Source organism: Salegentibacter sp. T436, from assembly GCF_001932675.1.
GTDB classification, from domain to species: Bacteria; Bacteroidota; Bacteroidia; order Flavobacteriales; family Flavobacteriaceae; genus Salegentibacter; species Salegentibacter agarivorans.
On sequence record NZ_CP012872.1, the window covers coordinates 1,206,069 to 1,228,603 of the forward strand.

The window sequence follows — 22,535 nt, forward strand, 5'->3', positions numbered from 1 at the left end:
AAGAATTTTTGCCGGCTTTAATAAGCTTCAAAAAAGTTATTTTAAGAGAGGTATGATTTTATTAAGAAAAAACTATCTTTGCAGCCTGAAAATACCCTTGTGCTATTTTAACACATTGTGAATTATTGCATTGAGTATTTCCAGATATTTTAAATACGAAAACATTAAAGAATTAAATAATGTCTAAAGTAACAGGTAAAGTTGCCCAAATTATTGGCCCTGTAGTTGATGTTGTGTTCGACTCAGAGAATGCTGAATTGCCAAAAATCTACGATTCTTTGGAAATCACCAGAAAAGATGGTTCCCTTCTAATTTTAGAAGTGCAATCTCACATTGGTGAAGAAACAGTGAGAACAGTATCTATGGATTCTACCGATGGTTTAAGCCGCGGGGTAGAAGTAGTAGCAACTGGAGCGCCTATTCAAATGCCGGTTGGTAAAGAAGTTTATGGCCGTTTGTTTAACGTGGTAGGTGATGCTATTGACGGGCTTGGGAATTTGCCAAAAGCCGGAAATGACGGTATGTCTATTCACAGGGAAGCGCCAAAATTTGAAGACTTATCTGTTTCTACAGAGGTTTTATTTACCGGGATTAAAGTAATTGACCTTATTGAGCCTTATGCAAAAGGAGGTAAGATTGGTCTTTTTGGTGGTGCCGGTGTAGGTAAAACAGTACTTATACAGGAATTAATTAACAATATCGCTAAAGGCCACGGTGGTCTTTCGGTATTTGCCGGAGTAGGAGAGCGTACTCGTGAAGGGAATGACCTTCTTCGAGAAATGCTTGAATCTGGTATTATAAAATATGGTGACGCTTTTTCTGAATCTATGGAAGAAGGTGGTTGGGATCTTAAAAAAGTAGATAAAACTGCTATGTTAGATTCTAAAGCAACTTTCGTTTTTGGACAGATGAATGAGCCACCTGGAGCACGTGCTCGTGTAGCGCTTTCTGGACTTACAATTGCGGAATATTTCCGTGATGGAGCCGGAGAAGGCCAGGGGAAAGACGTTCTTTTCTTCGTAGATAACATTTTCCGTTTTACACAGGCAGGTTCAGAGGTGTCTGCACTTCTAGGGCGTATGCCATCTGCGGTGGGTTATCAACCAACTTTGGCAACAGAGATGGGTGCTATGCAAGAGCGTATTACTTCAACTAAAAACGGATCTATTACATCTGTACAGGCGGTTTACGTACCTGCGGATGACCTTACTGACCCGGCGCCGGCAACAACGTTTGCCCACCTGGATGCAACAACGGTACTTTCACGTAAAATTGCCGAGCTTGGTATTTATCCTGCGGTAGATCCTTTAGAATCTACTTCAAGAATTCTTACCGCTGATATTTTAGGTGACGATCATTATAAATGTGCACAACGTGTAAAAGAGCTTTTACAGCGATATAAAGAATTGCAGGATATTATTGCTATTCTTGGTATGGAAGAGCTTTCTGAAGAAGATAAGCTTGCGGTATCCCGTGCAAGACGTGTGCAACGTTTCCTTTCGCAGCCTTTCCACGTAGCCGAACAGTTTACCGGTTTAAAAGGAGTTTTGGTTGATATTAAAGAAACTATTAAAGGATTTAATATGATTATGGATGGGGAATTAGATCACCTTCCGGAATCTGCCTTTAACCTTAAAGGAACCATTGAAGAAGCGATCGAGGCCGGTGAGAAAATGTTGGCTGAAGAAGACTAATTAAAAAGTAAACAATGGTCAGTGAGCAGTATTCAGTAAATATTTTTTGCTGAATGTTGTAAACACAAACTAAAAAATATGTACTTAGAAATAGTAACTCCTGAAGCTGTAGTTTTTAAAGCTGATGTTGATGCGGTAAAAGTTCCCGGTCACGATGGGGAATTTCAAATGCTGAACAATCACGCTCCTATAGTTTCTACATTGGTTGAAGGGGAAGTTAAAATTCAACTTGCTGCCTCTAATAAAGAATTAGACGATGAGCTTTCTGAAGATTTTAGAAAAGACTCTGCAAACAGCAACATTCTTTATTATACCATTAAAGGTGGTGTATTAGAAATGAAAGACAATAAAGCCATTATACTTGCTGATTAATTTCAGGAAATTTAATATAAGAAGAGCCGGGCAATTGCCCGGCTTTTTTAGTTTTTGGTGTATTCCAGAATATCTCCCGGTTGGCATTCTAAAACCTCACAAATAGCCTCTAAAGTAGAAAATCGCACCGCTTTTGCCTTCCCGGTTTTTAGAATAGATAGATTTGCGGTGGTAATCCCTATTTTTTCAGCAAGTTCATTGCTTTTCATACCGCGTTCTTCCAGAATTTTATCCAGGTTTATAATAATAGGCATAACTAAACGGTTAACTCGTTTTCTTCTTTCATAACTCTGGCTTGATTAAAAATTTGGGATAGGAATATTAGAAATAAGCCTATGCCTATTACAAACCAGAAATCGAAAAGATCAAAATTTAACTCCAAACGGCCATTAAATATTACTTTGAAAACAAATATTGATATTGCGTCAACAATAGTTATTAAGATGATTAATTGCCCAATTAATTTAAAACTTGCAATTTGAAGCTTCGTGAATAATGGCCCGGAAATTAGTTCTTTCATTAAATTCTTGAATAAATATAGAATATAGATCCAAACTGCACTTGATAATAATTCATATGTTAAAGAGGAGTATAGTGCATTTTTAGATTTGATTTTAAATTCTTCAGCATCGTGTAATATTTCCAGGATATCGCCTGGACTAATAAAGATTGCATAAAGTAAAAAGCCAAATAAAAGTATCCAACCTATAATCATTAAATAATAAGCAACACTAAAAATGTTTTTAAGCCATTCTGAAGATTTCATTCCTCTGCAATTATCGTTTAACAATAACAAACCTACATTAAATTATCGAAAAACAATAATTTTATAAATTAAAAATGATAAATTAATTTCAGCATTTTAAGAAATTTGCTGAGAAACAGGGTTTTTATAATGATTTAAAATAAGAAGCTATTAAATCGGAATCCTTATAGAGGTTAAACGCCGCTTTGACTGTAAAACTTAAATAATATCTCTTATATTTGCGGGGAACGGACTTTTTGAGAGGAAATATATGCTAACAGCAATACTTTTAGGTTTTTTATTCGCAATATTCCTGGTTTTCGCAGGAAAGTTCTTCAGGGGGAAATTAGCCGTTCTTTCCGCACTTATTCCGGGTGGACTTTTTGCATATTTTGCAAGTTTTATTCCGCAGATAAGTTCTGGAGAAATAATTTCTAAAACTTACCAGTGGGTTCCGGCTTTTGGAGTAGACCTTAGTTTTAAGCTCGATGGGCTTTCCCTTCTGTTTTCATTAATGATCACCGGGATTGGTTTCCTGGTTTTTGCATATACCGCATCGTACCTTAGAGGACATAAATATCTTGACCGTTTCTACGGATATCTGAGCTTGTTTATGGCAGCCATGCTCGGTTTGGTGCTTTCAGACAATCTTATCTCACTTTTTGTTTTTTGGGAATTAACCAGTATAAGTTCATTTTTCTTAATCGGGTTTAATAATACCAACCCGGCTTCCCGAAAATCAGCTTTAACCGCTTTGGGAATTACCGGTTTTGGAGGGTTTTTCTTATTAGCAGGAGCTTTGTTGCTGGGTAGTATTACCGGCACTTACAGCATTTCTGAAATGCTAAGTATGAAAGAAGCTATTGCTGGCAGTGAATATTACATCCTGGCGGTGATCTTTATTTTTGTCGCTGCATTTACCAAGTCGGCGCAATTTCCTTTTCATTTCTGGTTGCCCGGTGCGATGAAAGCACCAACTCCGGTTTCTACTTATTTACACTCTGCCACGATGGTAAAAGCGGGCATTTACCTTCTTATGCGTTTTACACCGGTTTTGGGAGATTCAGAATTCTGGAATACAACATTGATTATTGTTGGTGGAATTACAATGGTTTACTCTGCAATTCACGCACTTTTTAGAACCGATCTTAAAGGTGTTTTGGCATATTCTACTATTTCGGCCCTGGGGATTTTGGTATTCTTAATCGGTTTAGGAACAAAATCAGCTTTTCTTGCTGCTGCTGTATTTATTATTGTTCACGCGCTTTATAAAGCTACATTATTCCTGGTTACAGGAATAATAGACCACCAAACCGGTACACGGGATGTTACTAAATTAAGTGGATTAAGAAAAATTATGATGCCGGTAGCGATTGCCGGTATTCTTGCAGCAATTTCCAGTGCGGGAATTCCGCCATCGGTAGGTTTCCTGGGAAAAGAACTTACTTACGAAGCCAGTACCCATGCTGAAACTTTTACAATAATAATCGTAATTGCAATTGTTCTAACAAAAATATTATTGCTTTGGGCAGGTTTTGTTGCGGGAATTAAACCTTTTGTAGGTAAACTTCCCGAGGCGCATAAAGATGTAAAAGCGCCTGATTTCCTAATGTGGGCTCCGGCAATTATCCTTGCTGTGCTAGGAATTGTTTTTGGGATATTCCCTATGCTTATTGAATCGGCCCTGGTAAAACCGGTGGTTTCATCTTTAGGGGCAGATGCTTCAGAATATCACCTTGCGCTATGGCACGGTTTCAATACTGTTTTGCTATTAAGTGCAATTACTATTGCTGTTGGAGTTTTGCTATATTTCTTCCTGAAACCTTCCGCAAAACTGGAAACCAGAATTGGAAAATTTGAATTTATTTCTCCTAAAAGCATCATGGAAAAAGGAACTCATTATTTCAGTGTATTTTCAGCATTCTGGACTAATGTTTTTCAAAATGGATATTTAAGAAATTATGTAACGACCATTGTGTTGTTTCTTGTAGTTTTAGTAGGCTACGTTATGTTTGGAAACCCAAGGGTAATGATAGATCATACCCAGCTTTCTAAAGTTACCGCTTACGAGTTGGCGGTGGTAATTATATTAATTGCCGGAGTTTTCTATACCGTTTTCACAAAATCCCGACTTGCTGCAGTTGCTGCAATGGGAGTTGTTGGTTTGGCTATTTGTTTGATTTTTGTTTTCTACAGTGCACCAGATTTGGCGATGACGCAATTTTCTATTGATACCTTAACAGTTATATTGTTTGTGCTGGTACTTTACAGATTGCCAAAATACCTTACACTTTCAGATTATAAAATGCGAATTAGGGACGGAATCCTCTCCCTGGCCTTAGGAACGGTAATATGTTTACTTGCGTTGCAAGTACTTGCTGAACCTACAAATACTGAAGTTGGTGATTTCTATGCGAAAAATGCCTATATCCTGGCTCACGGTAAGAACGTAGTAAATGTTATTCTGGTAGATTTTAGGGGAACAGATACGCTTATGGAAATTGCGGTATTGTCTATCTCAGCTATTGGAGTATTTGGATTGCTAAAATTGAGATTGAAAAGTACAGACAGGTCGCAATAAAAGAACATTAAAGTCGGGGTAAAATCCGTCTTTTTCTAAAATATATATAAATGAAAACCTTAATATTAAGAACAGCTTCCGATTATCTTTTGCCATTACTGCTGGTGTTCTCTGTTTTTATCTTATTACGTGGGCATTATTTGCCCGGCGGTGGTTTTGTGGGCGGACTTATAGCTGCGATTGCTTTTGTTTTGCACGCTTTTGCCAACGGGCTTGATAATACAAAAGGTCTTTTAAGATTTCATCCCGGGTTTTTAATGCCTGTTGGTTTGGGTCTTGCTTTTTTAAGCGGTTTGGCACCGGTAATTGGTTTAGACGATCCTTTTATGACGGGACTTTGGTTCCCAGAGCCCTTCCCGGTAATTGGGAACGTAGGTTCAGCTTTATTTTTTGATATAGGAGTTTACCTGGTGGTAATTGGAGTCACCCTCACAATAATATTTACAATTTCAGAATCAGCTTAATTTATGGAAATTCTTTTAGCGATAATTATAGGGGTTCTGTATGCCGCAGGTATTTATATGATTCTGCGCAGGAGTTTGGTAAAACTCATTATCGGAATTATTTTGTTAGGAAATGGGGCAAACCTGCTAATTTTCCTGCTGGGAAGAATTACAGAAGGTGCACCGCCAATTATTCCTGAAGATTCCAAGGTTTTTTTAGAAGCCTATGCAGATCCTGTTCCGCAGGCATTAATATTAACCGCTATCGTAATTAGTTTCGGTTTACAATCTTTTGCAATTATTCTTGTGAAAAGAGCACACAAAGTAGTGAAAACCGATGATCTGGACGAAATGAACGCAACAGACGAAGATTCATGACACAACAAATAATATTATATCCTTTACTGCTGCAAATGCTATTGGCTATCATCCTCATGTTTTTCTGGAGGAAGATAAATGCACAGCGAATAATTAGTATGTTTGGAAGCCTTGTGCACCTTGCTGTTAGTATTACTGTTTTTGCATATATCTGGAATAATGGTACCCAAACAGTACAGGCCGGGAGTTGGGAAGCTCCTTTTGGAATTACCTTTATTGCAGATACTTTCTCTGCCACTATGGTGCTACTTACCTCCATTGCAGGTTTGGCTGTATCTATATTTTCCTCGGGTTCAGTTATTGGTGATAGATTGAGATTTGGGTATTTTCCCATTTTCCATTTCTTACTTTTAGGACTTACCGGCGCTTTTTTAACCGGTGATATCTTTAACCTTTATGTTTGGTTTGAAATTATTATTATAAGCTCTTTTGTTTTAATTACTATTGGTGGGGAAAAAGCTCAATTAGAGGGTGCGGTAAAATATTTTACGCTGAATTTCCTCGCTTCCATGATCTTTTTAACGGCAATTGCGGTGCTATACGGTTTAACCGGAAGCTTAAATATGGCCGATCTTGCCAATAAAGTGGCTGCAGTAGAAAACCGGGCTCTTGTAGAAATAACTGCTATTTTATTTCTAATTGGCTTCGGAATTAAATCGGCTATTTTTCCTTTATATTTTTGGTTACCGGCTTCCTATCATACGCCGCCCTCAGCAGTTTCAGCTATTTTTGGAGGCTTGCTTACTAAAGTTGGGGTGTATGCTTTAATTAGGGTGTTTACCTTAATTTTTGTAGATGATGTTTTCTTAGATCAAATTCTATTGGTGCTTGCTATTTTCACTCTGTTTAGTGGGGCATTGGGCGCACTGGTTCAGAATAATATAAGGAAGGTATTCTCCTATTTAATTATTTGTCATATTGGTTATATGATTATTGGTTTGGGAATGTTTACCGAAGTGGCTATTGCAGGTGCAATTTTTTACCTGGTGCATGATATTGTGGTAAAAACGAATCTTTTTATGATTAGTGGTCTTATATACCGAATAAAAGGTTCTAATAGTATGCGAGCTTTAGGTGGTTTTTATGCCAATTACCCCAAGTTGAGTTTATTGATGTTTATCCCGTTATTTTCATTGGTTGGGATTCCGCCTTTATCGGGGTTTTGGCCTAAAATATCTTTAATTACTGCCAGTTTTGAATCTGGAAGTTATTGGAGCCTGGCCGCAATTATCTTTGCAAGTTTTATTACCTTGGTTGTAATCGCGAAACTTTGGGCTGAAGTTTTTTGGAAAGAGGCACAAGAGATTCCTGTTAGACCAAAATTCAGGTATTTTCATGCAATTAAAAATATAAAGAGAGTTCAGATAATAGTACCTATAGTTTTTTTAAGTCTGGTATCCTTATATGTAGGTTTTGGAGCAGAACATATTCAAACGCTTTCAGCTAGAATTGCATCAGAATTAATGGATAATCAACAATATATAGACGCAGTACTTAATACACAAACACCCGAATAATGAAGAGCAGGTTTGTATCTAATTTATTACTCACTTTTGTATGGGTAGCCCTAACCGGAGATTTTACTTTCCAGAACTATATCTTTGGCTTTGTTCTTAATTTCTTTATTCTGTGGGTGATAACAAGAGGGAATAGTGATGCCCGGTATTTTACTATTATTCCTAAATTGATAGCCTTCTTTTTCTTCTTCCTGTGGGAATTATTTAAAGCAAACCTACAGGTAGCTTACGAAGTTGTAACCCCAAAATATGGAATGAAACCGGGAATTGTAAAAGTACCGCTTACCATACAAAGCAACCTGGGGATTACATTTTTGGCGAATATGATCTCGCTTACACCAGGAACCCTTAGCCTGGATGTCTCTAACGATAAAAAAGTGCTTTATGTACATGCGATGTATGTAACCGATAAAGAGGAATTTATCGATAGTATTAAAAACGGATTTGAAAAACGTATTTTGGAAATATTGAGATGACGCTAACAGATTATTTATATTATATTATTCTGCCAATCCTGGCCTTTTCGGTGCTGCTAATAGTTTACCGATTTATTAAAGGTCCCAGTATTGCCGATAAAATTATTGCCCTGGATGTGCTTATCACTACCGGTATTGGAATTATTGGAGTTTACAGTATTATTCACGGAAGATCTACATTTTTAGATACTGCAATGATCCTGGCTTTAATTGCTTTTTTAAGTACCGTGGCTTTCTCATATTACCTGGAAAAAAGAAACCGAAAGAAATGAGTTCAATAATTATAGTAATATTAATCACTTTAGGAACCTTGTTCGTACTGCTTTCTGCAATAGGACTCGTAAGAATGCCCGATACTTATATGAGGATTTCGGTAAATACTAAAGCGGCCACGCTTGGTGTTGGTCTTATTTTAGTGGGAACGGCCGTTTTCTTTAACGATCTTTCTACCACTTCCCGTGCACTTGTAATTATTCTTTTTGTATTTCTAACCGCCCCCGTAAGTGCACATTTAATTGGAAGGGCATCCTATTTTATGGGAGTAAAACTCTGGAAAGGCTCCGTTATGGACGATCTTAGAGGAAAATATCAGAGAAATTCTCACGTATTAAAAAGTGAAATTGACGATACACCGCAAAATAACATAGATCACACAAGAAACGAAGATGATATTGTAAAGTAGTTTAGTGTTCAGTATTATCATGTTTTCTTTTTCCCCTTATAAGTTTCTTTTCCAGAAACCCAAAAACTAGATTTATAACAACAATTGTTATACAAATTATAAGTAGTTCGGCATACATTTGTAAAGCAGCGAGCCCACCAGCGGCGGCACTACACCAAATAGTAGCAGCAGTAGTTAAACCCTTTACATTTTTCCCGTGCTGAAGAATGGTTCCTGCACCAATAAAACCAATACCGGTGACCACCTGGCCAATAACCCTGGTAATATCTACAAATTCTTCTCCCTGAAATTGTAGAGAAAGTAAAATAAAAACACAAGCACCCAGGGCCACAAGAGCATTGGTTTTTAAACCTGCGCTTTTGCCGGTAAATTCCCTTTCTATACCTATAAAAAGTCCGGCCACAGCTGCCAAACCAATACTAAGACTAAATTCTGCCAGTTCCATATTTTTTAGTTCGTTAAAGTTGTAATTTTGAACTATGCAATTACCTTTAAAATTAGCGAAAAGTTTAGAGAAGAGAAAGGATGAAAATGCTTTGCGGTCTTTAAAAAGGAACGCTCAATTAATAGATTTTTCCTCAAACGATTATTTAGGATTAGCTTCCTCTGCAAAAGTCTATAATGGGGCGCATCAAATTTTAGAGCAGAATAATCTTTTAAGAAATGGAGCCACCGGTTCCAGGTTGCTTTCTGGGAATCATAAAATTTATGATTTAGCCGAAAATTTCCTTGCCGAATTTCATAAAACTGAAGCCGCTTTAATTTTTAATTCCGGCTACGATGCTAATATTGGATTTTTCAGTTCAGTGCCTAAACGTGGGGATTTTATTTTTTATGATAAACTAGTTCACGCTTCTATAAGAGATGGAATTTCAATGAGTAATGCAAAAGCTTATAAATTCCGCCATAATAATATTGAAGATCTCAAAATCAGGCTGAATAAACTTTCACAACCTGAAAATTCAGAAATTTATATTGTAACTGAATCTGTGTTTTCAATGGATGGAGATCTGGCGCCGCTACGAGAGTTAGCAGCAATTTCAGAAGATTTTAAAGCCTTTTTGGTGGTAGATGAAGCCCACGCTACGGGTATTTTTGGTGAAAATGGAGAAGGTTTGGTTCAGGAAGAAGGAATTCAGGATAAAGTTTTCGCGCGTTTAAATACTTTTGGAAAAGCACCCGGTTGCCACGGCGCGGTTATTTTAGGAAGTAAAGGTTTAAAAAATTATCTGGTAAATTTTTCCCGAAGCCTAATTTATACAACGGCTTTGCCGCCTCATTCGGTTGCTACAATTCTCTCGGTTTACCAGGAATTCATAAACGAAATTTCAGAAATTCAGCAACTAAAAAATAATATTCATTTTTTCAGGAATCAAATTGAGGAATTAGAGATTAAAAAACATTTTATTCCGAGTATTTCAGCAATTCAAAGTTGTATAATTCCGGGGAATGAAAAAGTGAAAAATATAGCAAAAATTTTGAAACAAGAAGGTTTTGAAGTAAAACCCATTTTATCGCCTACTGTTCCAAAAGGGAGTGAACGCCTTCGGTTTTGTTTACATTCCTTTAATTCTGAAAATGAAATCAGGGAGGTTTTAAAAAAACTCACTAAATTACTGCCATGAAGCCCGAATGATGCTGAACCCAGAAATTGGCTGTAACAGGATTAGGTAAGCCAGTGATTAATTGCCGGTTTGGGATAAAATATATAAGCATATGAGCACTTTTGTAAACATAGCCAGGTTTCAGTATTCTTCTGAAGCACAAATTGTAAAAGGGAAATTACAATCTGAAGGCATAGAGGTATTCCTGGCAGACCAGGTTCTTATTGATACCGATCCTCTGGTAAGCCAGGCGATTGGTGGTATAAAATTGAACGTGTATGCTGACGATGAGGAACGAGCCCGGGCGATTTTAAGTGAAATTCACGATTATTCCCTTGATGACAAAGGTGAAAGAGTAGTTTGTCCCAACTGTGACAGCACTCGCGTAAAAGTTTACACGCATATTAAAGATGTGCGTTCTTTCTTTGCTTTTTTGTTTTCATTTCTCACCTTCGCCCTGCCAATTCACTACAAATACGATTATCATTGTGAAAATTGTGAAGAGAAATTTACTTTAAAATGACCAGCATTGAAGAATTTATAAATAAATGAAACATACTTATTTTGTTACCGGTATTGGGACCGAAGTTGGAAAAACAGTAGCTTCAGCAATCTTAACAGAAGCCTTAGAAGCCGATTATTGGAAACCTATCCAGGCCGGCGATCTTGATAATTCTGATAGCCATAAAGTAGAAAGACTAATTTCTAACGATAAAACTGTTTTTCATAAAAATCGCTTTGCACTAAAAACACCCATGAGTCCGCATGCAGCGGCTGAAATTGATCAAGTAAAAATTACTTCAAAAAAAATAAAACGTCCAAAGGGCGAAAATAGTTTGGTTATTGAAGGCGCCGGAGGTTTATTAGTCCCAATTAGCGATAAAGAAACTATAGCCGATTTAATGCAGCCGGAAGATCGCATTATCCTGGTTTCTCGTCATTATCTTGGAAGTATCAATCATACTTTATTAACTATAGAAGCTTTAGAATCTCGCGACTTAAATTGCTTCGGAATAATTTTTTCGGGCGAAGAAAATAAATCTACTGAATCGATAATTGAAAAAATGGGCGGTATAAAGGTTCTGGGAAGAATAGAACAGGAACCTTACTTTGATCAAAATGTGATTAAAGAATACGCTGAATTATTTAGAGAAAAATTGAAATAAATTAAACCTCATAGGTTTTTAAAATCTGTGAGGTTTTACTATTATAACATGTCAGATTTTAAAAAAGATAAAGATTCCCTTCCCCTCCCTTTTGGGGAGGGGACCGAGGGGAGGGGCTTGAACTTAGTTACCCGAGATCAAAAACACCTTTGGCACCCTTTAACCCAGCATAAAATTTCCCCGGAAGCTTTACCTATTGTAAAAGCAAAGGGCAGTATTCTTTACGCCGAAGATGGCAGTGAATATATAGACGGTATCGCTTCCTGGTACACGGCAATGTATGGGCACTGCAATGAATATATTACCGGAAAAGTTGCGGCCCAAATGCAAAATTTAGATCAGGTAGTGTTTAGCGGATTTACCCACGAACCTGCGGTAAAACTTTCTGAAGAACTAATAAAGATTTTGCCGGGAAATCAGCAGAAATTGTTCTTTAATGACAATGGTTCTACGGCCACGGAGATTGGGATTAAAATGGCTTTGCAGTATCATCATAACCAGGGCAATAATCGTAATGTGATGCTGGCTTTTGACGAAGGTTTTCACGGCGATACCTTTGGCGCGATGTCGGTTTCGGGGCTTTCAGTTTATAATGGTGCTTTCGAAGAGCATTTTATTGAAGTTTTACGAATCCCGGTTCCGTTAGGAGAAAATAATGAAGAAGTTATTTCGGGGCTGAAAGAACTAATTTCAGAAAACAATATTGCTGGATTTATATATGAGCCCTTAGTGCAGGGTGCGGCGGCAATGAAAATGCACGATGCTGCTGGCTTGAATGAAATCCTGAAAGTTTGCAAAGAGCATGACATTGTTTGCGTGGCCGATGAAGTAATGACCGGATTTGGGAAAACCGGTAAATATTTTGCTTCAGATTATATGGAAACCAAACCCGATGTAATGTGTCTTTCTAAGGCATTAACCGCAGGCTTGTTGCCAATGGGTTTAACCACCTGTTCGCAAAAAATCTACGATGCTTTTTATGACGAAGATATTTCTAAAGGCCTATTCCACGGGCATACGTATTCTGCCAATCCACCGGCTTGTACTGCGGCCATTGCTGGAATAGAATTATTGGTTTCCGAAGAAATTCAAGGGCAAATCAAATCGGTTATTAAATCACATCAGGCTTTTGATGAAAAGATAAAAGACCATCCAAAAGTTACCAATCGCCGGCAGTTGGGCGTTATTTATGCTTTTGATCTTAATGTGAAAATGGAGCGCTACGGTAACCTTAGAAACCAGCTTTTTAAACATTTTATGGATAATGGCGTATTTCTAAGACCGCTTGGAAATACTATTTATATTTTGGCGCCGTTTACAATTACTCAATTAGAATTGAATAAAATCTATTCTGTTATCGAAGATCTTCTGGAAAAGTTTTAGAAATAAACTTTTATAAGTGTCTTAAAAGCAAAGCTTTAATTGTTTACATTAGAATTAAAATTTAGCGATTATGATGCATCCAGATACAGAACTGCGCTTTATAAATGAGCAGGTGGGATATGGCGTGGTGGCTACCAAAAAAATTCCCGAAGGCACTATTACCTGGGTTCAGGACGATTTAGATCACGTTTTTTATAATTCCCACGTAGAAAAACTGCATCCTAAAAGTGCGCAAATGCTGGAAAAATATGCTTTTCGCAATCGGTTTGGCGATTTGGTTCTTTGTTGGGATTTGGCGAAATATGTAAACCATAGTTTTAATTCTAACTGCTTTTCTACAGCCTACGGATTTGAAATTGCGGTTAGAGATATTGCCATTGGGGAAGAGCTGACCGACGATTACGGATACTTGAATCTTGATGAAGCTTTTAAACCTTTTCAGGAAAATACATCCAGAACCAAGGTTTATCCAGACGATTTGGTAAATTATCACAAAGAATGGGACGGGATTTTGCAAAAATCAATTCAAAAAGTAGAAAAGGTTTATCAGCCACTTATAGATCTTGTTTCTGAAGGAATTCAGTTAGAATTACAAAAGATCCTATTAGGCGAAAAAAAGATGGATTCTATTTTAAATCTTTATTATCAGCGTTAAACTGGTTTATCCCACTATCCTTCCTGCGAGGTTTTTTTATACCTCGTAAGTTTGAAAAATAATAATATACCTACAAGGTTATTCAAACCTTGCAGGATTTCTGATTCATTTTTTTTATTGAAAATATTTAGTGGTTGGAACAACAGACCTTATTTTTGCTGAAAATTAATCGCTTTTGAAATCACCGGTATTTATATCTTCACTTGGTTCTGTTTCTGCGCTTGGTCAATCTCCTGCGGAAATATGGAAAAATTATAAAAATCCGAAACATTTTATTTCCAAACATCGGTTTGATGAAACCGAAGCTTTTGCGGCTTTTTTGCCAGAAAATCTCAAAGCTGAAATTGAAGCACTTAAAAGTGAAAACCCCAATTATAGAAAACTGGATGATTCGGTTTTATTTGCAATTTTTTCAGCCAGAAAAGCTATAAAAGAAGCCGGGTGGAAAAGCGAGAAAAATATTGGTATCAATATTGGGAGCTCACGTGGTGCTACCGGATTGTTTGAAAAATATCATAAAGAATTTATAGAAACCGGAAAAGCCGCTACGCAGGCTTCGCCTTCTACCACTTTAGGAAATATTTCTTCCTGGGTTTCGCAAGATCTTCAAACAGAGGGACCGGAATTTTCTCATAGTGTAACCTGCTCAACCGGTTTACACTCGGTTGTAAATGCTATTGCCTGGATGCAGGCCGGTTTTGCCGATAAGTTCCTTGCCGGTGGGAGTGAAGCTGCATTAACCCCTTTTACAATCGCCCAAATGAAAGCCATGAAAATTTATGCTTCAGAAGATCTTGATTTTCCGTGTCGCGCTTTGGATATGCAGAAAAAAAGAAATTCAATGATTCTTGGAGAAGCTTCAGGAATATTGGCGCTTCAGAAGGAAAATTCAGAAAAAGCAATTGCTAAAATTACAGGATTTGGCTACGCAACAGAAACCTTAAAGCACAGTGTTTCAATTTCTGGAAAAGGGGAATCTTTACAGAAGGCGATGAAAATGGCCATTGGCGAGAAAGAACTTTCAGAAATTGACGCGGTAGTGATGCACGCGCCCGGAACTTTAAAAGGAGATCTTTCTGAAGTAAACGCAATAAAAACACTTTTTGGTAAAAATGCTCCCGCAATGACTAGTAATAAATGGAAACTGGGACATACGTTTGCAGCTTCGGGAATTTTAAATTTAGAACTTGCGATTTTAATGCTTCAGCATCAGGATTTTATTGAGGTGCCTTTTTCAGAAATTAGTAAATCACCTTCAAAACTTGAAAATATATTGGTAAACGCTGTAGGTTTTGGCGGGAACGCAGTTTCTATATTAATAAGTCGGAAATCATAACTTTAAAGAAAGCTTTGAAAACTTTCTTCGCTGAAGGCTTATTAAAGCGCAGTTTTATTTATTTTTGATTTCAAATCTATTTTTTATGGCCACAAGACATAACTGGACAAAAGAAGAAATTCTCGAGATATATAATAAACCTTTGATGGAGTTGCTTTACGAAGCGGCCACTGTGCATAGGAAAAATCACGATCCTAACACCGTTCAGGTTTCAACTTTACTTTCTATTAAAACCGGCGGTTGCCCTGAAGATTGTGGGTATTGCCCACAGGCGGCACGTTATCATACCAACGTTGAAGGAAACGACCTTATGAGCGTGAACCAGGTTAAAGCCCAGGCGCTACGTGCTAAAGAGTCGGGAAGTTCGCGGGTTTGTATGGGTGCAGCCTGGAGAAACGTAAAAGACGGTAAAGAGTTCGATTCGGTTTTAGAAATGGTGAGAACCATTAATAAACTTGATATGGAAGTATGTTGCACCCTGGGAATGATTACCGAAAACCAGGCGCAGCGACTTGCAGAAGCAGGTTTGTATGCTTATAACCATAATTTAGATTCATCAGAAGAATATTATAAAGAGGTAATTTCTACCCGCGGTTACCAGGATAGACTGGATACCATCGGTAACGTGAGAAAAACCAATGTTACGGTTTGTAGCGGCGGAATTATAGGAATGGGAGAAAGTGTAGATGACAGAGCAGGAATGCTTGTAGCTTTATCTACATTAAGTCCGCAGCCGGAATCTGTACCAATTAATGCTTTGGTGCCTGTTGAAGGAACGCCGATGGAAGAGCAGGAGCCGGTTTCTATCTGGGAAATGGTAAGAATGGTCGCAACCGCCAGAATTGTAATGCCTGAAACCCAGGTAAGACTTTCTGCCGGAAGAACTCAAATGAGTAGAGAAGGGCAGGCGATGTGTTTCTTTGCCGGTGCAAACTCGATCTTTGCCGGGGATAAACTACTTACTACACCAAATCCTGATGTAAATGAGGATATGGAATTATTTAGATCTTTAGGTTTGAATCCGCAAAAAGCATTTGAGAAAAAGGAGCAGCCTAAAAGTGTTTCAGCTGAAGAATCTCAATATCAGAATTTAGGTGAAAAACCAAAATGGTCTAGACCTGGGCATAAGATTGAGCGTAATTTAGAAGCGCAACAAAAATCGAAAGCCAAGGCTTAAAAAAGAATTCGATTTGAAATTGAATCTGCAAGACATACCGCGGGTTAAAAAGCTTTCAAAAGAAGAATTTTTGAAGGACTATTTTATACCCGAAAAACCGGTTGTTTTTGAAGAGCTTTCTGCCGACTGGCCAGCCACAAAAAAATGGGATTTTGATTATTTTAGGGAAAAAGCCGGGGATGTTGTAGTGCCGCTTTATGATGGGAAACCGGCAAAAGGAAGACAAAATTCTCACGGCCCGGCAAAGAAAATTCCTATGCGGGAATACATAGATATTCTTGAAAAAGGACCTACAGACCTCAGGATGTTTTTCTTTAACCTACTGCAAAATTGTCCGGAGTTAATAGATGATTTTAAGTATCCCAATCTTGGTGTAAAATTCTTTAAAAAGTTACCAGTTTTATTTGTTGGGGGTGAGGGCAGTAGTGTGGTGATGCATTATGATATGGATCTTGCTAATAATTTTCATTTCAATTTTGTAGGCGAAAAAAGAGTGATTCTTTATCCGCCTTCAGAAACTAAATTTTTGTATCATGTACCACACTCCATAGTGAGTATGGAGATAATAAATATGGCTAATCCAGATTTTGAGAAATATCCGGCACTGGCCAAAGCAAAAGGTTTTGAAACAACCCTAAAGCACGGGGAGGCTTTATATATTCCCAGTAAATGGTGGCATTTTATAAAGTATGAGACTGCCAGCTTATCAATGACGTTAAGGTCTTTGCCGCAAAAACCGGGGCGAATTGCCGAAGTACTCAAAAATTTGATTATTACCCGAAATTACGATAATTTAATGCGTAAGATTAAGGGCCAGGATTGGATAGATTATAAGAATAGAAAAGCGATTGAAAATACGCACAGAAGTGCTGGAATTGAATGATGGAGAAAGAAGAAAGCTTACATTTAGAACCCATACCAAGGCTTAAGACTATTTCTAAAAAGGAATTTTTAGAAAATTATGTACGGCCACAAAAACCTGTGGTTATAGAACATTTGGTAGACGATTGGCCGGCTACCCAAAAATGGAATTTAGATTATATTAGCGAGGTTGCTGGTGAAAAAGTGGTTCCGCTTTACGACGATCGTCCTATAACGTCTGAGCAAAAATTTAACGAGCCACATACCGAAATGAAAATGGCAGATTATATAGAGCTGCTAAAATCAAAACCTACAAATTACCGTATTTTTCTTTATCATTTATTAAAGGAGGTGCCGGTTTTACACAAAGATTTCAGGTTTCCAGATCTGGGGCTTAGATTTATAAAACAGTTGCCAACTTTATTTTTTGGAGGAGAGAATTCTAAAGTCTTTATGCATTACGATATTGATTTTGCTAATATCCTTCATTTTCATTTCCACGGAAAAAAACGTTGTATAATTTATCCACCTTCCCAGACCAAATATCTATATAAAGTGCCTCACGCTCTTATTTCCCGTGAAGATATTGATTTTAATAATCCCGATTTTGAAAAATTCCCGGTATTAAAAAATGCGAAAGGTTATGTAACCGAATTAAAACATGGGGAAGCATTATATATGCCTGAAGGCTACTGGCACCAAATGACCTACTTAACTCCAGGTTTTTCTATGAGTTTAAGGGCTACGCCAAGAACGCTTACCAATTTTTCTAAAGCCGTTTATAACCTGGTGGTGATGCGTAATTTTGATAACTATATGCGTAAGCTAAAAGGCCAAAAGTGGATAGATTATAAAAATGTACAGGCAGTTGAGCGCACGCATAAGAAGAATAAGGTTTAAGTAAGTTGAGACCTCACAGGTTTTCAACACCAGTGAGGTCTATAAGAACTATTCTAAGTGCTCATTTACCACTTCATAGGCCAAATTACTTTCGTAGCCTTTTCGAAGCAGGAAATCGGCTAATTTGCGCTTCTTTTTAAATTTATCGGGTTCTTTAAGTAGTTTTAATTTCTTTTCGGCCACTTCGTAAATCGTAGCGATATATTTCTGCTCATCTATTTCGGTAAGTGCTATTTTAATTATTGGGGCAGAAATTTCCCTGAACTTCAATTCTTGTTTGATCTTTATTTTTCCCCATTTTTTTATCCTGAATTTCCCTCGCACAAAACTTCTGGCGAATCTTTCTTCATTTAAGAAGTTTTCCTGCATTAATTCCATAATGATCTGCTCCTGTGCGGCGGGAATCATATTCATTTCTCTCAGTTTTTCTTCTACTTCTTTATGGCAACGGTCTCGGTATGCGCAGAACTGCATCAGTTTTATAGTTGCTTCTTTTACGGTATAAGATTGTTGAGATTCTTTCAAGAGTTAAAAATTCGGGAATTAAGATTCAAAATTAAAACTTTTTCAGGTAGGAAATATCAAAATGTAAATTTCAGGATTGGGCATAAAAAAACGCCTTCCGAATTAACGAAAGGCGTTTTTTTTAAAGGATTTCATTTCCTTCTTTATCGTGAAAATGATATTCCATATACGTGTAAGCGTCTCTTGGTAAAATTTTCACCCATCGCTTATGGTCTAAAAACCATTGCGAGCGGGGAGATGGAAAGCCTTTTGTTAAAAAGGCTGCAATAAATGGATGCGCACTCAAAGTGATCTTTTTATGATCTTTCTTAATGAGTTTTTCCAGGTCGGTTTTTATTTTGTTTATTAAAAGTATTGGTGCTTCAATTTCACCAGTTCCGTTAGGGTTTTCCTCGCGGGTTTTAATATTCATTTCCGGCCTTACGCGTTGTCTTGTAATTTGTATCAACCCGAATTTACTCGGTGGCAAAATTTTATGTTTTGCACGGTCGTCACTCATTTCGTTCCTAAGGTGATCAAACAGGGTTTTGCGGTTTTCGGCTTTTCCCATGTCTATGAAGTCTACCACGATTATGCCACCCATATCACGCAATCTTAATTGCCGGGCTATTTCTGTGGCGCTAATCATGTTCACCTCTAATGCAGTATCTTCCTGGTTTCTGGATTTGTTAGAACGGTTACCACTATTTACGTCTATAACGTGCATAGCTTCTGTGTGTTCTATTACCAGGTAGGCGCCTTTGCTCATAGAGACGGTGCGCCCAAATGAAGTTTTTATTTGTCTTTCGATACCGTATTTTTCAAAAATTGGAACATTAGATTGATATAACTTAACAATCGATTCTTTACTTGGGGCGATTTCGCCCACATAGTCTTTAATTTGTGTGTAAAGCGTCTCGTCGTCTACAGTAATAGAAGTAAAAGAGTCATTAAAAATGTCTCTTAACAGGGAAGATGCCCTGTTTAATTCTCCCAGTACTTTAGAGGGATGATGTGGCTTATACATCTTTTTGCACATTCCTGTCCAGCGATCCATCAAATTTTGAAGGTCCCTATCCAGTTCTGCTACTTTTTTGCCTTCGGCTACGGTTCTTACAATTATTCCAAAACCTTTGGGTTTAATGCTTTTTACCAATCTTTTTAACCGGTCTTTTTCTTCTTTACTTTCAATTTTTTGTGAAACTGAAATACGATTAGAAAATGGGACCAGTACAATATAACGACCCGCAATAGAAAGCTCTGAGCTTATTCTGGGGCCTTTGGTAGAAATAGGTTCTTTTACAACCTGAACCAGTAGCGACTGATTTGACTTTAAGACGTCTGTAATAACGCCGTCTTTGTCAATATCCTTTTCGAATGTAAAATTCTTTAAGGAATAATCTTTTAATTTACCTGTGCTTACACGTTTTATGAACTTAAGCATGGAAGATACCTGGGGACCAAGATCGTGATAGTGTAAAAATCCATCTTTCTCGTAACCAACATTTACAAATGCGGCATTTAACCCTGGTACAGCTTTTCTAATTTTGGCAATAAAAATATCACCAACATTAAATTTGTTGCTGTCTTCTTCCTTGTTGAGTTCAATAAGTTTTCCATCTTTTTGTAAGGCAAAATCTACAGCAGAGGTTCCGGACCGTATAATTAATTCTTTGTCCACTCTATTAGATTTTTGTCCCGAATAAGTCGGGATGGATTAAACATTATTTTATCACAGGTTTTTTAATCCTGAAGAAACCCTAAAACTCGTTAGGTAATAAGCAGGGTTTCAATTTCAATGAACGTTTTAAACAAAAAAAGTAGTATGAAAACTACTTTTTCTTGTGGCGGTTAGCTCTGTTTCTTTTTTTACGCTTGTGCGTAGCTACCTTATGTCTTTTTCTTTTTTTACCACTTGGCATAGTGTTACTTTTTAATTAATAATTTATTTTATAAAGAAACTGGGCTTCAGTTTCAATTTACTTAACTTCAACGTTAGTTTTAACTCCTTCAACAAAAATCTTGGCAGGTTTAAAAGCCGGGATGTTGTGGGCGGGAATCTTAATAGTAGTGTTTTTAGAGATATTTCTTCCGGTTTTTTCGGCTCTTGTTTTTACAACAAAGCTTCCAAAGCCTCTTAAATATACGTTGTCTCCACTTTCTAATGAAGTTTTAACCTCATCCATGAAGGTTTCAATAGTAGCCTGAACATCACCTTTTTCCATTCCTAATTTTTCTGAGATGTTCGCTACAATATCTGCTTTCGTCATTTTCGTGCTATTTAATATTATAAATTGGGATTTCTGTTTTTTCAAGGGCGCAAATATAAGAATTAAATCTACAATATTTCAAGCCTAATTCATTAAATAATAACGGAATAAACTTTTAATATTGCACCAAGTCTATTTTATATATGGTATTTTCTAAAGTGTTGATTGATTGGTATTTAAAAAACAAGCGCGAATTGCCCTGGCGCAAAACTAGCGATCCGTATCATATTTGGCTCAGTGAAATTATGTTACAACAAACGCGAATAGAGCAGGGTTTACCATATTATAAGCGTTTTAAAAGCGCGTTTCCCAGTGTTTTGGATCTTGCTGCAGCGCCGCAAGAAAAAGTACTGAAACTCTGGCAAGGTTTGGGATATTATTCCCGGGCAAGGAATCTTCACGAAACCGCTAAATATGTTGCTGAAGAACTAAATGGTGTGTTTCCCGATTCTTATAAAGATCTCAAAAAACTAAAGGGTGTAGGTGACTATACCGCCGCTGCCATTGCTTCAATTTGTTATAATGAACCGGTTGCGGTGGTAGATGGCAATGTTTACAGGGTTTTAGCTCGTTTTTTTGATATTGAAACTCCTATAAATTCCTCGGCAGGAATTAAGGAATTTAAAGCCCTGGCTTCTGAATTGTTAGATGAAAAAAATCCTTCCAGTTTTAACCAGGCTTTAATGGAATTCGGGGCGCTTCAATGTAAACCAAGAAACCCGCTTTGTGAAACATGTCCTTTAATTTCGGGTTGTTTGGCGGTGGAGAAAAATAAAATTCAGGAATTACCGGTTAAACTGAAAAAAGCCAAAGTAAAGAAGCGCTACTTTAATTATTTAGTAGTTTTTTCTGAAGAAAATAAAACGCTACTTCAGCAAAGAACAGGAAAGGGAATTTGGAATGGTTTGTATGAATTTCCTTTAATAGAAACTGAAGAACCGGTAAGCGAAGGCGATTTTCCTTCCGAGGAAAGTATTCAAGACATTCTTGGGGAACAAAAATTATCACTAGAACTTCACAACAAAAAACCGGTGGTTCATAAACTTTCCCATCAACATATTTATACTCATTTTTGGTGGGTTAAGGCTGAAAAAGTTGGGAAAGAGGGAATTCCTGTAAAAAATGTAAAAGATTATCCGGTGCCGGTTTTAATTGCTAATTTCCTTGAAGAAACGGCACTGGAAACCTATTCCTTATAAATTGTTTAAAGTTTTATAGAGTTTAGCTTTATTTAGCAATAAATTTTTCAGTATTTTAGGGTGTAAATTAATAGCCTTTTTGGGCTCAAAAAATAATTAATAGAGATGACAGGTACATTAAACAAAGTAATGCTAATTGGGCATACGGGGGACGACGTGAAAATGCATTATTTTGAAGGCGGTGGCGCTATAGGGCGATTTCCGCTGGCTACCAACGAGACTTATACCAACCGCACAACCAACGAGCGCGTTACTAGTACCGAATGGCACAACATTGTGGTGCGTAATAAAGCAGCCGAAATTTGTGAGAAATACCTTAAAAAAGGCGATAAAGTTTTTATTGAAGGTAGAATTAAAACCCGTAAATGGCAGGACGACCAGGGAAATGACCGTTACACTACCGAAATACAGTGTACAGAATTTACCTTTTTAACTCCAAAGGGAGAGAGCGAAGGAGGCGGAAATATGCAACAGCAAAATTCCCCGTCTCAAAATCAACAAAACACGCCTAAAAATGATAATTTTGCCAATCAATCTATGGCGAAAGAAGAAGAGGAAGACGATTTGCCTTTTTAAGTTTAATTAAAACCCT

At 37.3% G+C, this 22,535-nt stretch carries 26 protein-coding genes; 20 read left to right on the plus strand and 6 right to left on the minus strand.

Features of this window, described 5'->3' with window-relative positions:
- Positions 1–179 precede the first annotated feature (179 nt).
- Complete coding sequence (gene atpD / locus AO058_RS05300; RefSeq protein WP_037317700.1) at positions 180–1,694, plus strand: F0F1 ATP synthase subunit beta; 1,515 nt, start codon at positions 180–182, stop codon at positions 1,692–1,694.
- Positions 1,695–1,772: 78 nt separating this feature from the next.
- On the plus strand, positions 1,773–2,066 hold the full coding sequence (locus tag AO058_RS05305) for a F0F1 ATP synthase subunit epsilon (protein WP_075325579.1): 294 nt from the start codon (positions 1,773–1,775) through the stop codon (positions 2,064–2,066).
- 47 nt (positions 2,067–2,113) lie between these two features.
- Here the strand turns inward: AO058_RS05305 and AO058_RS05310 are convergent, their stop codons facing one another.
- Positions 2,114–2,320, minus strand: a complete 207-nt coding sequence (locus AO058_RS05310) for a helix-turn-helix domain-containing protein (protein ID WP_075325580.1) — start codon at positions 2,318–2,320, stop codon at positions 2,114–2,116.
- Between the two features lie 2 nt (positions 2,321–2,322).
- Positions 2,323–2,832 carry a DUF2975 domain-containing protein gene (locus AO058_RS05315; RefSeq protein ID WP_075325581.1) on the minus strand — a complete coding sequence of 170 codons (510 nt, stop codon included), beginning with the start codon at positions 2,830–2,832 and terminating at the stop codon, positions 2,323–2,325.
- A gap of 250 nt (positions 2,833–3,082) precedes the next feature.
- Here AO058_RS05315 and AO058_RS05320 point away from each other — a divergent pair, with 250 nt between their 5' ends.
- The 7 genes from AO058_RS05320 to mnhG are packed head-to-tail and all read left to right on the plus strand — an operon-like array spanning position 3,083 to position 8,888.
- Positions 3,083–5,392, plus strand: a complete 2,310-nt coding sequence (locus AO058_RS05320; RefSeq protein ID WP_075325582.1) for a putative monovalent cation/H+ antiporter subunit A — start codon at positions 3,083–3,085, stop codon at positions 5,390–5,392.
- A gap of 50 nt (positions 5,393–5,442) precedes the next feature.
- Positions 5,443–5,856 (plus strand): Na+/H+ antiporter subunit B, encoded by a 414-nt coding sequence (locus tag AO058_RS05325; RefSeq protein ID WP_075325583.1) that lies wholly within the window; start codon positions 5,443–5,445, stop codon positions 5,854–5,856.
- Positions 5,857–5,859: 3 nt separating this feature from the next.
- Positions 5,860–6,213, plus strand: a complete 354-nt coding sequence (locus AO058_RS05330; protein WP_075325584.1) for a Na+/H+ antiporter subunit C — start codon at positions 5,860–5,862, stop codon at positions 6,211–6,213.
- Positions 6,210–7,730 carry a proton-conducting transporter transmembrane domain-containing protein gene (locus tag AO058_RS05335; RefSeq protein WP_075325585.1) on the plus strand — a complete coding sequence of 507 codons (1,521 nt, stop codon included), beginning with the start codon at positions 6,210–6,212 and terminating at the stop codon, positions 7,728–7,730. Before AO058_RS05330 ends, AO058_RS05335 begins: the two co-directional genes overlap by 4 nt.
- A complete protein-coding gene (locus tag AO058_RS05340) occupies positions 7,730–8,206 on the plus strand; it encodes a Na+/H+ antiporter subunit E (RefSeq protein WP_075325586.1) in 477 nt (158 codons plus the stop codon). The genes AO058_RS05335 and AO058_RS05340 overlap by 1 nt, the downstream gene beginning before the upstream one ends.
- Positions 8,203–8,478 carry a cation:proton antiporter gene (locus tag AO058_RS05345; protein WP_075325587.1) on the plus strand — a complete coding sequence of 92 codons (276 nt, stop codon included), beginning with the start codon at positions 8,203–8,205 and terminating at the stop codon, positions 8,476–8,478. Before AO058_RS05340 ends, AO058_RS05345 begins: the two co-directional genes overlap by 4 nt.
- Entirely contained in the window at positions 8,475–8,888 is a 414-nt protein-coding gene (mnhG, locus tag AO058_RS05350; RefSeq protein WP_075325588.1) for a monovalent cation/H(+) antiporter subunit G, read from the plus strand. The genes AO058_RS05345 and mnhG overlap by 4 nt, the downstream gene beginning before the upstream one ends.
- 1 nt (position 8,889) lies before the next feature.
- Here the strand turns inward: mnhG and AO058_RS05355 are convergent, their stop codons facing one another.
- Positions 8,890–9,333 (minus strand): MgtC/SapB family protein, encoded by a 444-nt coding sequence (locus tag AO058_RS05355; RefSeq protein WP_075325589.1) that lies wholly within the window; start codon positions 9,331–9,333, stop codon positions 8,890–8,892.
- A gap of 34 nt (positions 9,334–9,367) precedes the next feature.
- Here AO058_RS05355 and AO058_RS05360 point away from each other — a divergent pair, with 34 nt between their 5' ends.
- From AO058_RS05360 to AO058_RS05400, 9 genes are all read left to right on the plus strand, one after another.
- Positions 9,368–10,513 carry an aminotransferase class I/II-fold pyridoxal phosphate-dependent enzyme gene (locus AO058_RS05360; protein ID WP_075325590.1) on the plus strand — a complete coding sequence of 382 codons (1,146 nt, stop codon included), beginning with the start codon at positions 9,368–9,370 and terminating at the stop codon, positions 10,511–10,513.
- A gap of 91 nt (positions 10,514–10,604) precedes the next feature.
- Positions 10,605–11,015: a putative signal transducing protein gene (locus AO058_RS05365; protein ID WP_037317669.1), complete on the plus strand. Its 411-nt coding sequence runs from the start codon at positions 10,605–10,607 to the stop codon at positions 11,013–11,015.
- A gap of 25 nt (positions 11,016–11,040) precedes the next feature.
- A complete protein-coding gene (bioD, locus tag AO058_RS05370) occupies positions 11,041–11,658 on the plus strand; it encodes a dethiobiotin synthase (RefSeq protein WP_075325591.1) in 618 nt (205 codons plus the stop codon).
- Positions 11,659–11,775: 117 nt separating this feature from the next.
- Positions 11,776–13,041: an adenosylmethionine--8-amino-7-oxononanoate transaminase gene (bioA, locus tag AO058_RS05375; RefSeq protein WP_075327887.1), complete on the plus strand. Its 1,266-nt coding sequence runs from the start codon at positions 11,776–11,778 to the stop codon at positions 13,039–13,041.
- Positions 13,042–13,111: 70 nt separating this feature from the next.
- Entirely contained in the window at positions 13,112–13,696 is a 585-nt protein-coding gene (locus AO058_RS05380) for an SET domain-containing protein (protein ID WP_075325592.1), read from the plus strand.
- Positions 13,697–13,871: 175 nt separating this feature from the next.
- Positions 13,872–15,032, plus strand: a complete 1,161-nt coding sequence (locus tag AO058_RS05385) for a beta-ketoacyl synthase N-terminal-like domain-containing protein (protein ID WP_075325593.1) — start codon at positions 13,872–13,874, stop codon at positions 15,030–15,032.
- Positions 15,033–15,117: 85 nt separating this feature from the next.
- Positions 15,118–16,209, plus strand: coding sequence for a biotin synthase BioB (gene bioB, locus AO058_RS05390; protein ID WP_075325594.1), 1,092 nt, complete (start codon positions 15,118–15,120; stop codon positions 16,207–16,209).
- 13 nt (positions 16,210–16,222) lie between these two features.
- Positions 16,223–17,092 (plus strand): cupin-like domain-containing protein, encoded by an 870-nt coding sequence (locus tag AO058_RS05395; RefSeq protein WP_075325595.1) that lies wholly within the window; start codon positions 16,223–16,225, stop codon positions 17,090–17,092.
- On the plus strand, positions 17,089–17,970 hold the full coding sequence (locus AO058_RS05400; RefSeq protein WP_075325596.1) for a cupin-like domain-containing protein: 882 nt from the start codon (positions 17,089–17,091) through the stop codon (positions 17,968–17,970). Before AO058_RS05395 ends, AO058_RS05400 begins: the two co-directional genes overlap by 4 nt.
- Positions 17,971–18,018: 48 nt before the next feature.
- Here the strand turns inward: AO058_RS05400 and AO058_RS05405 are convergent, their stop codons facing one another.
- The 3 genes from AO058_RS05405 to AO058_RS05415 form a co-directional block, all read right to left on the minus strand.
- Positions 18,019–18,444 (minus strand): regulatory protein RecX, encoded by a 426-nt coding sequence (locus AO058_RS05405; protein ID WP_075327888.1) that lies wholly within the window; start codon positions 18,442–18,444, stop codon positions 18,019–18,021.
- A gap of 172 nt (positions 18,445–18,616) precedes the next feature.
- The gene (locus AO058_RS05410) at positions 18,617–20,155 is read right to left on the minus strand and encodes an Rne/Rng family ribonuclease (RefSeq protein ID WP_075325597.1); all 1,539 of its coding nucleotides are present in this window, start codon (positions 20,153–20,155) and stop codon (positions 18,617–18,619) included.
- Positions 20,156–20,453: 298 nt separating this feature from the next.
- Complete coding sequence (locus AO058_RS05415; RefSeq protein WP_037317642.1) at positions 20,454–20,744, minus strand: HU family DNA-binding protein; 291 nt, start codon at positions 20,742–20,744, stop codon at positions 20,454–20,456.
- A gap of 143 nt (positions 20,745–20,887) precedes the next feature.
- Here AO058_RS05415 and mutY point away from each other — a divergent pair, with 143 nt between their 5' ends.
- Together mutY and AO058_RS05425 are read left to right on the plus strand one after the other, a co-directional pair.
- Positions 20,888–21,943: an A/G-specific adenine glycosylase gene (gene mutY, locus AO058_RS05420; protein WP_075325598.1), complete on the plus strand. Its 1,056-nt coding sequence runs from the start codon at positions 20,888–20,890 to the stop codon at positions 21,941–21,943.
- A gap of 105 nt (positions 21,944–22,048) precedes the next feature.
- Positions 22,049–22,519: a single-stranded DNA-binding protein gene (locus tag AO058_RS05425; RefSeq protein ID WP_075325599.1), complete on the plus strand. Its 471-nt coding sequence runs from the start codon at positions 22,049–22,051 to the stop codon at positions 22,517–22,519.
- The last annotated feature ends 16 nt before the right edge of the window (positions 22,520–22,535 follow it).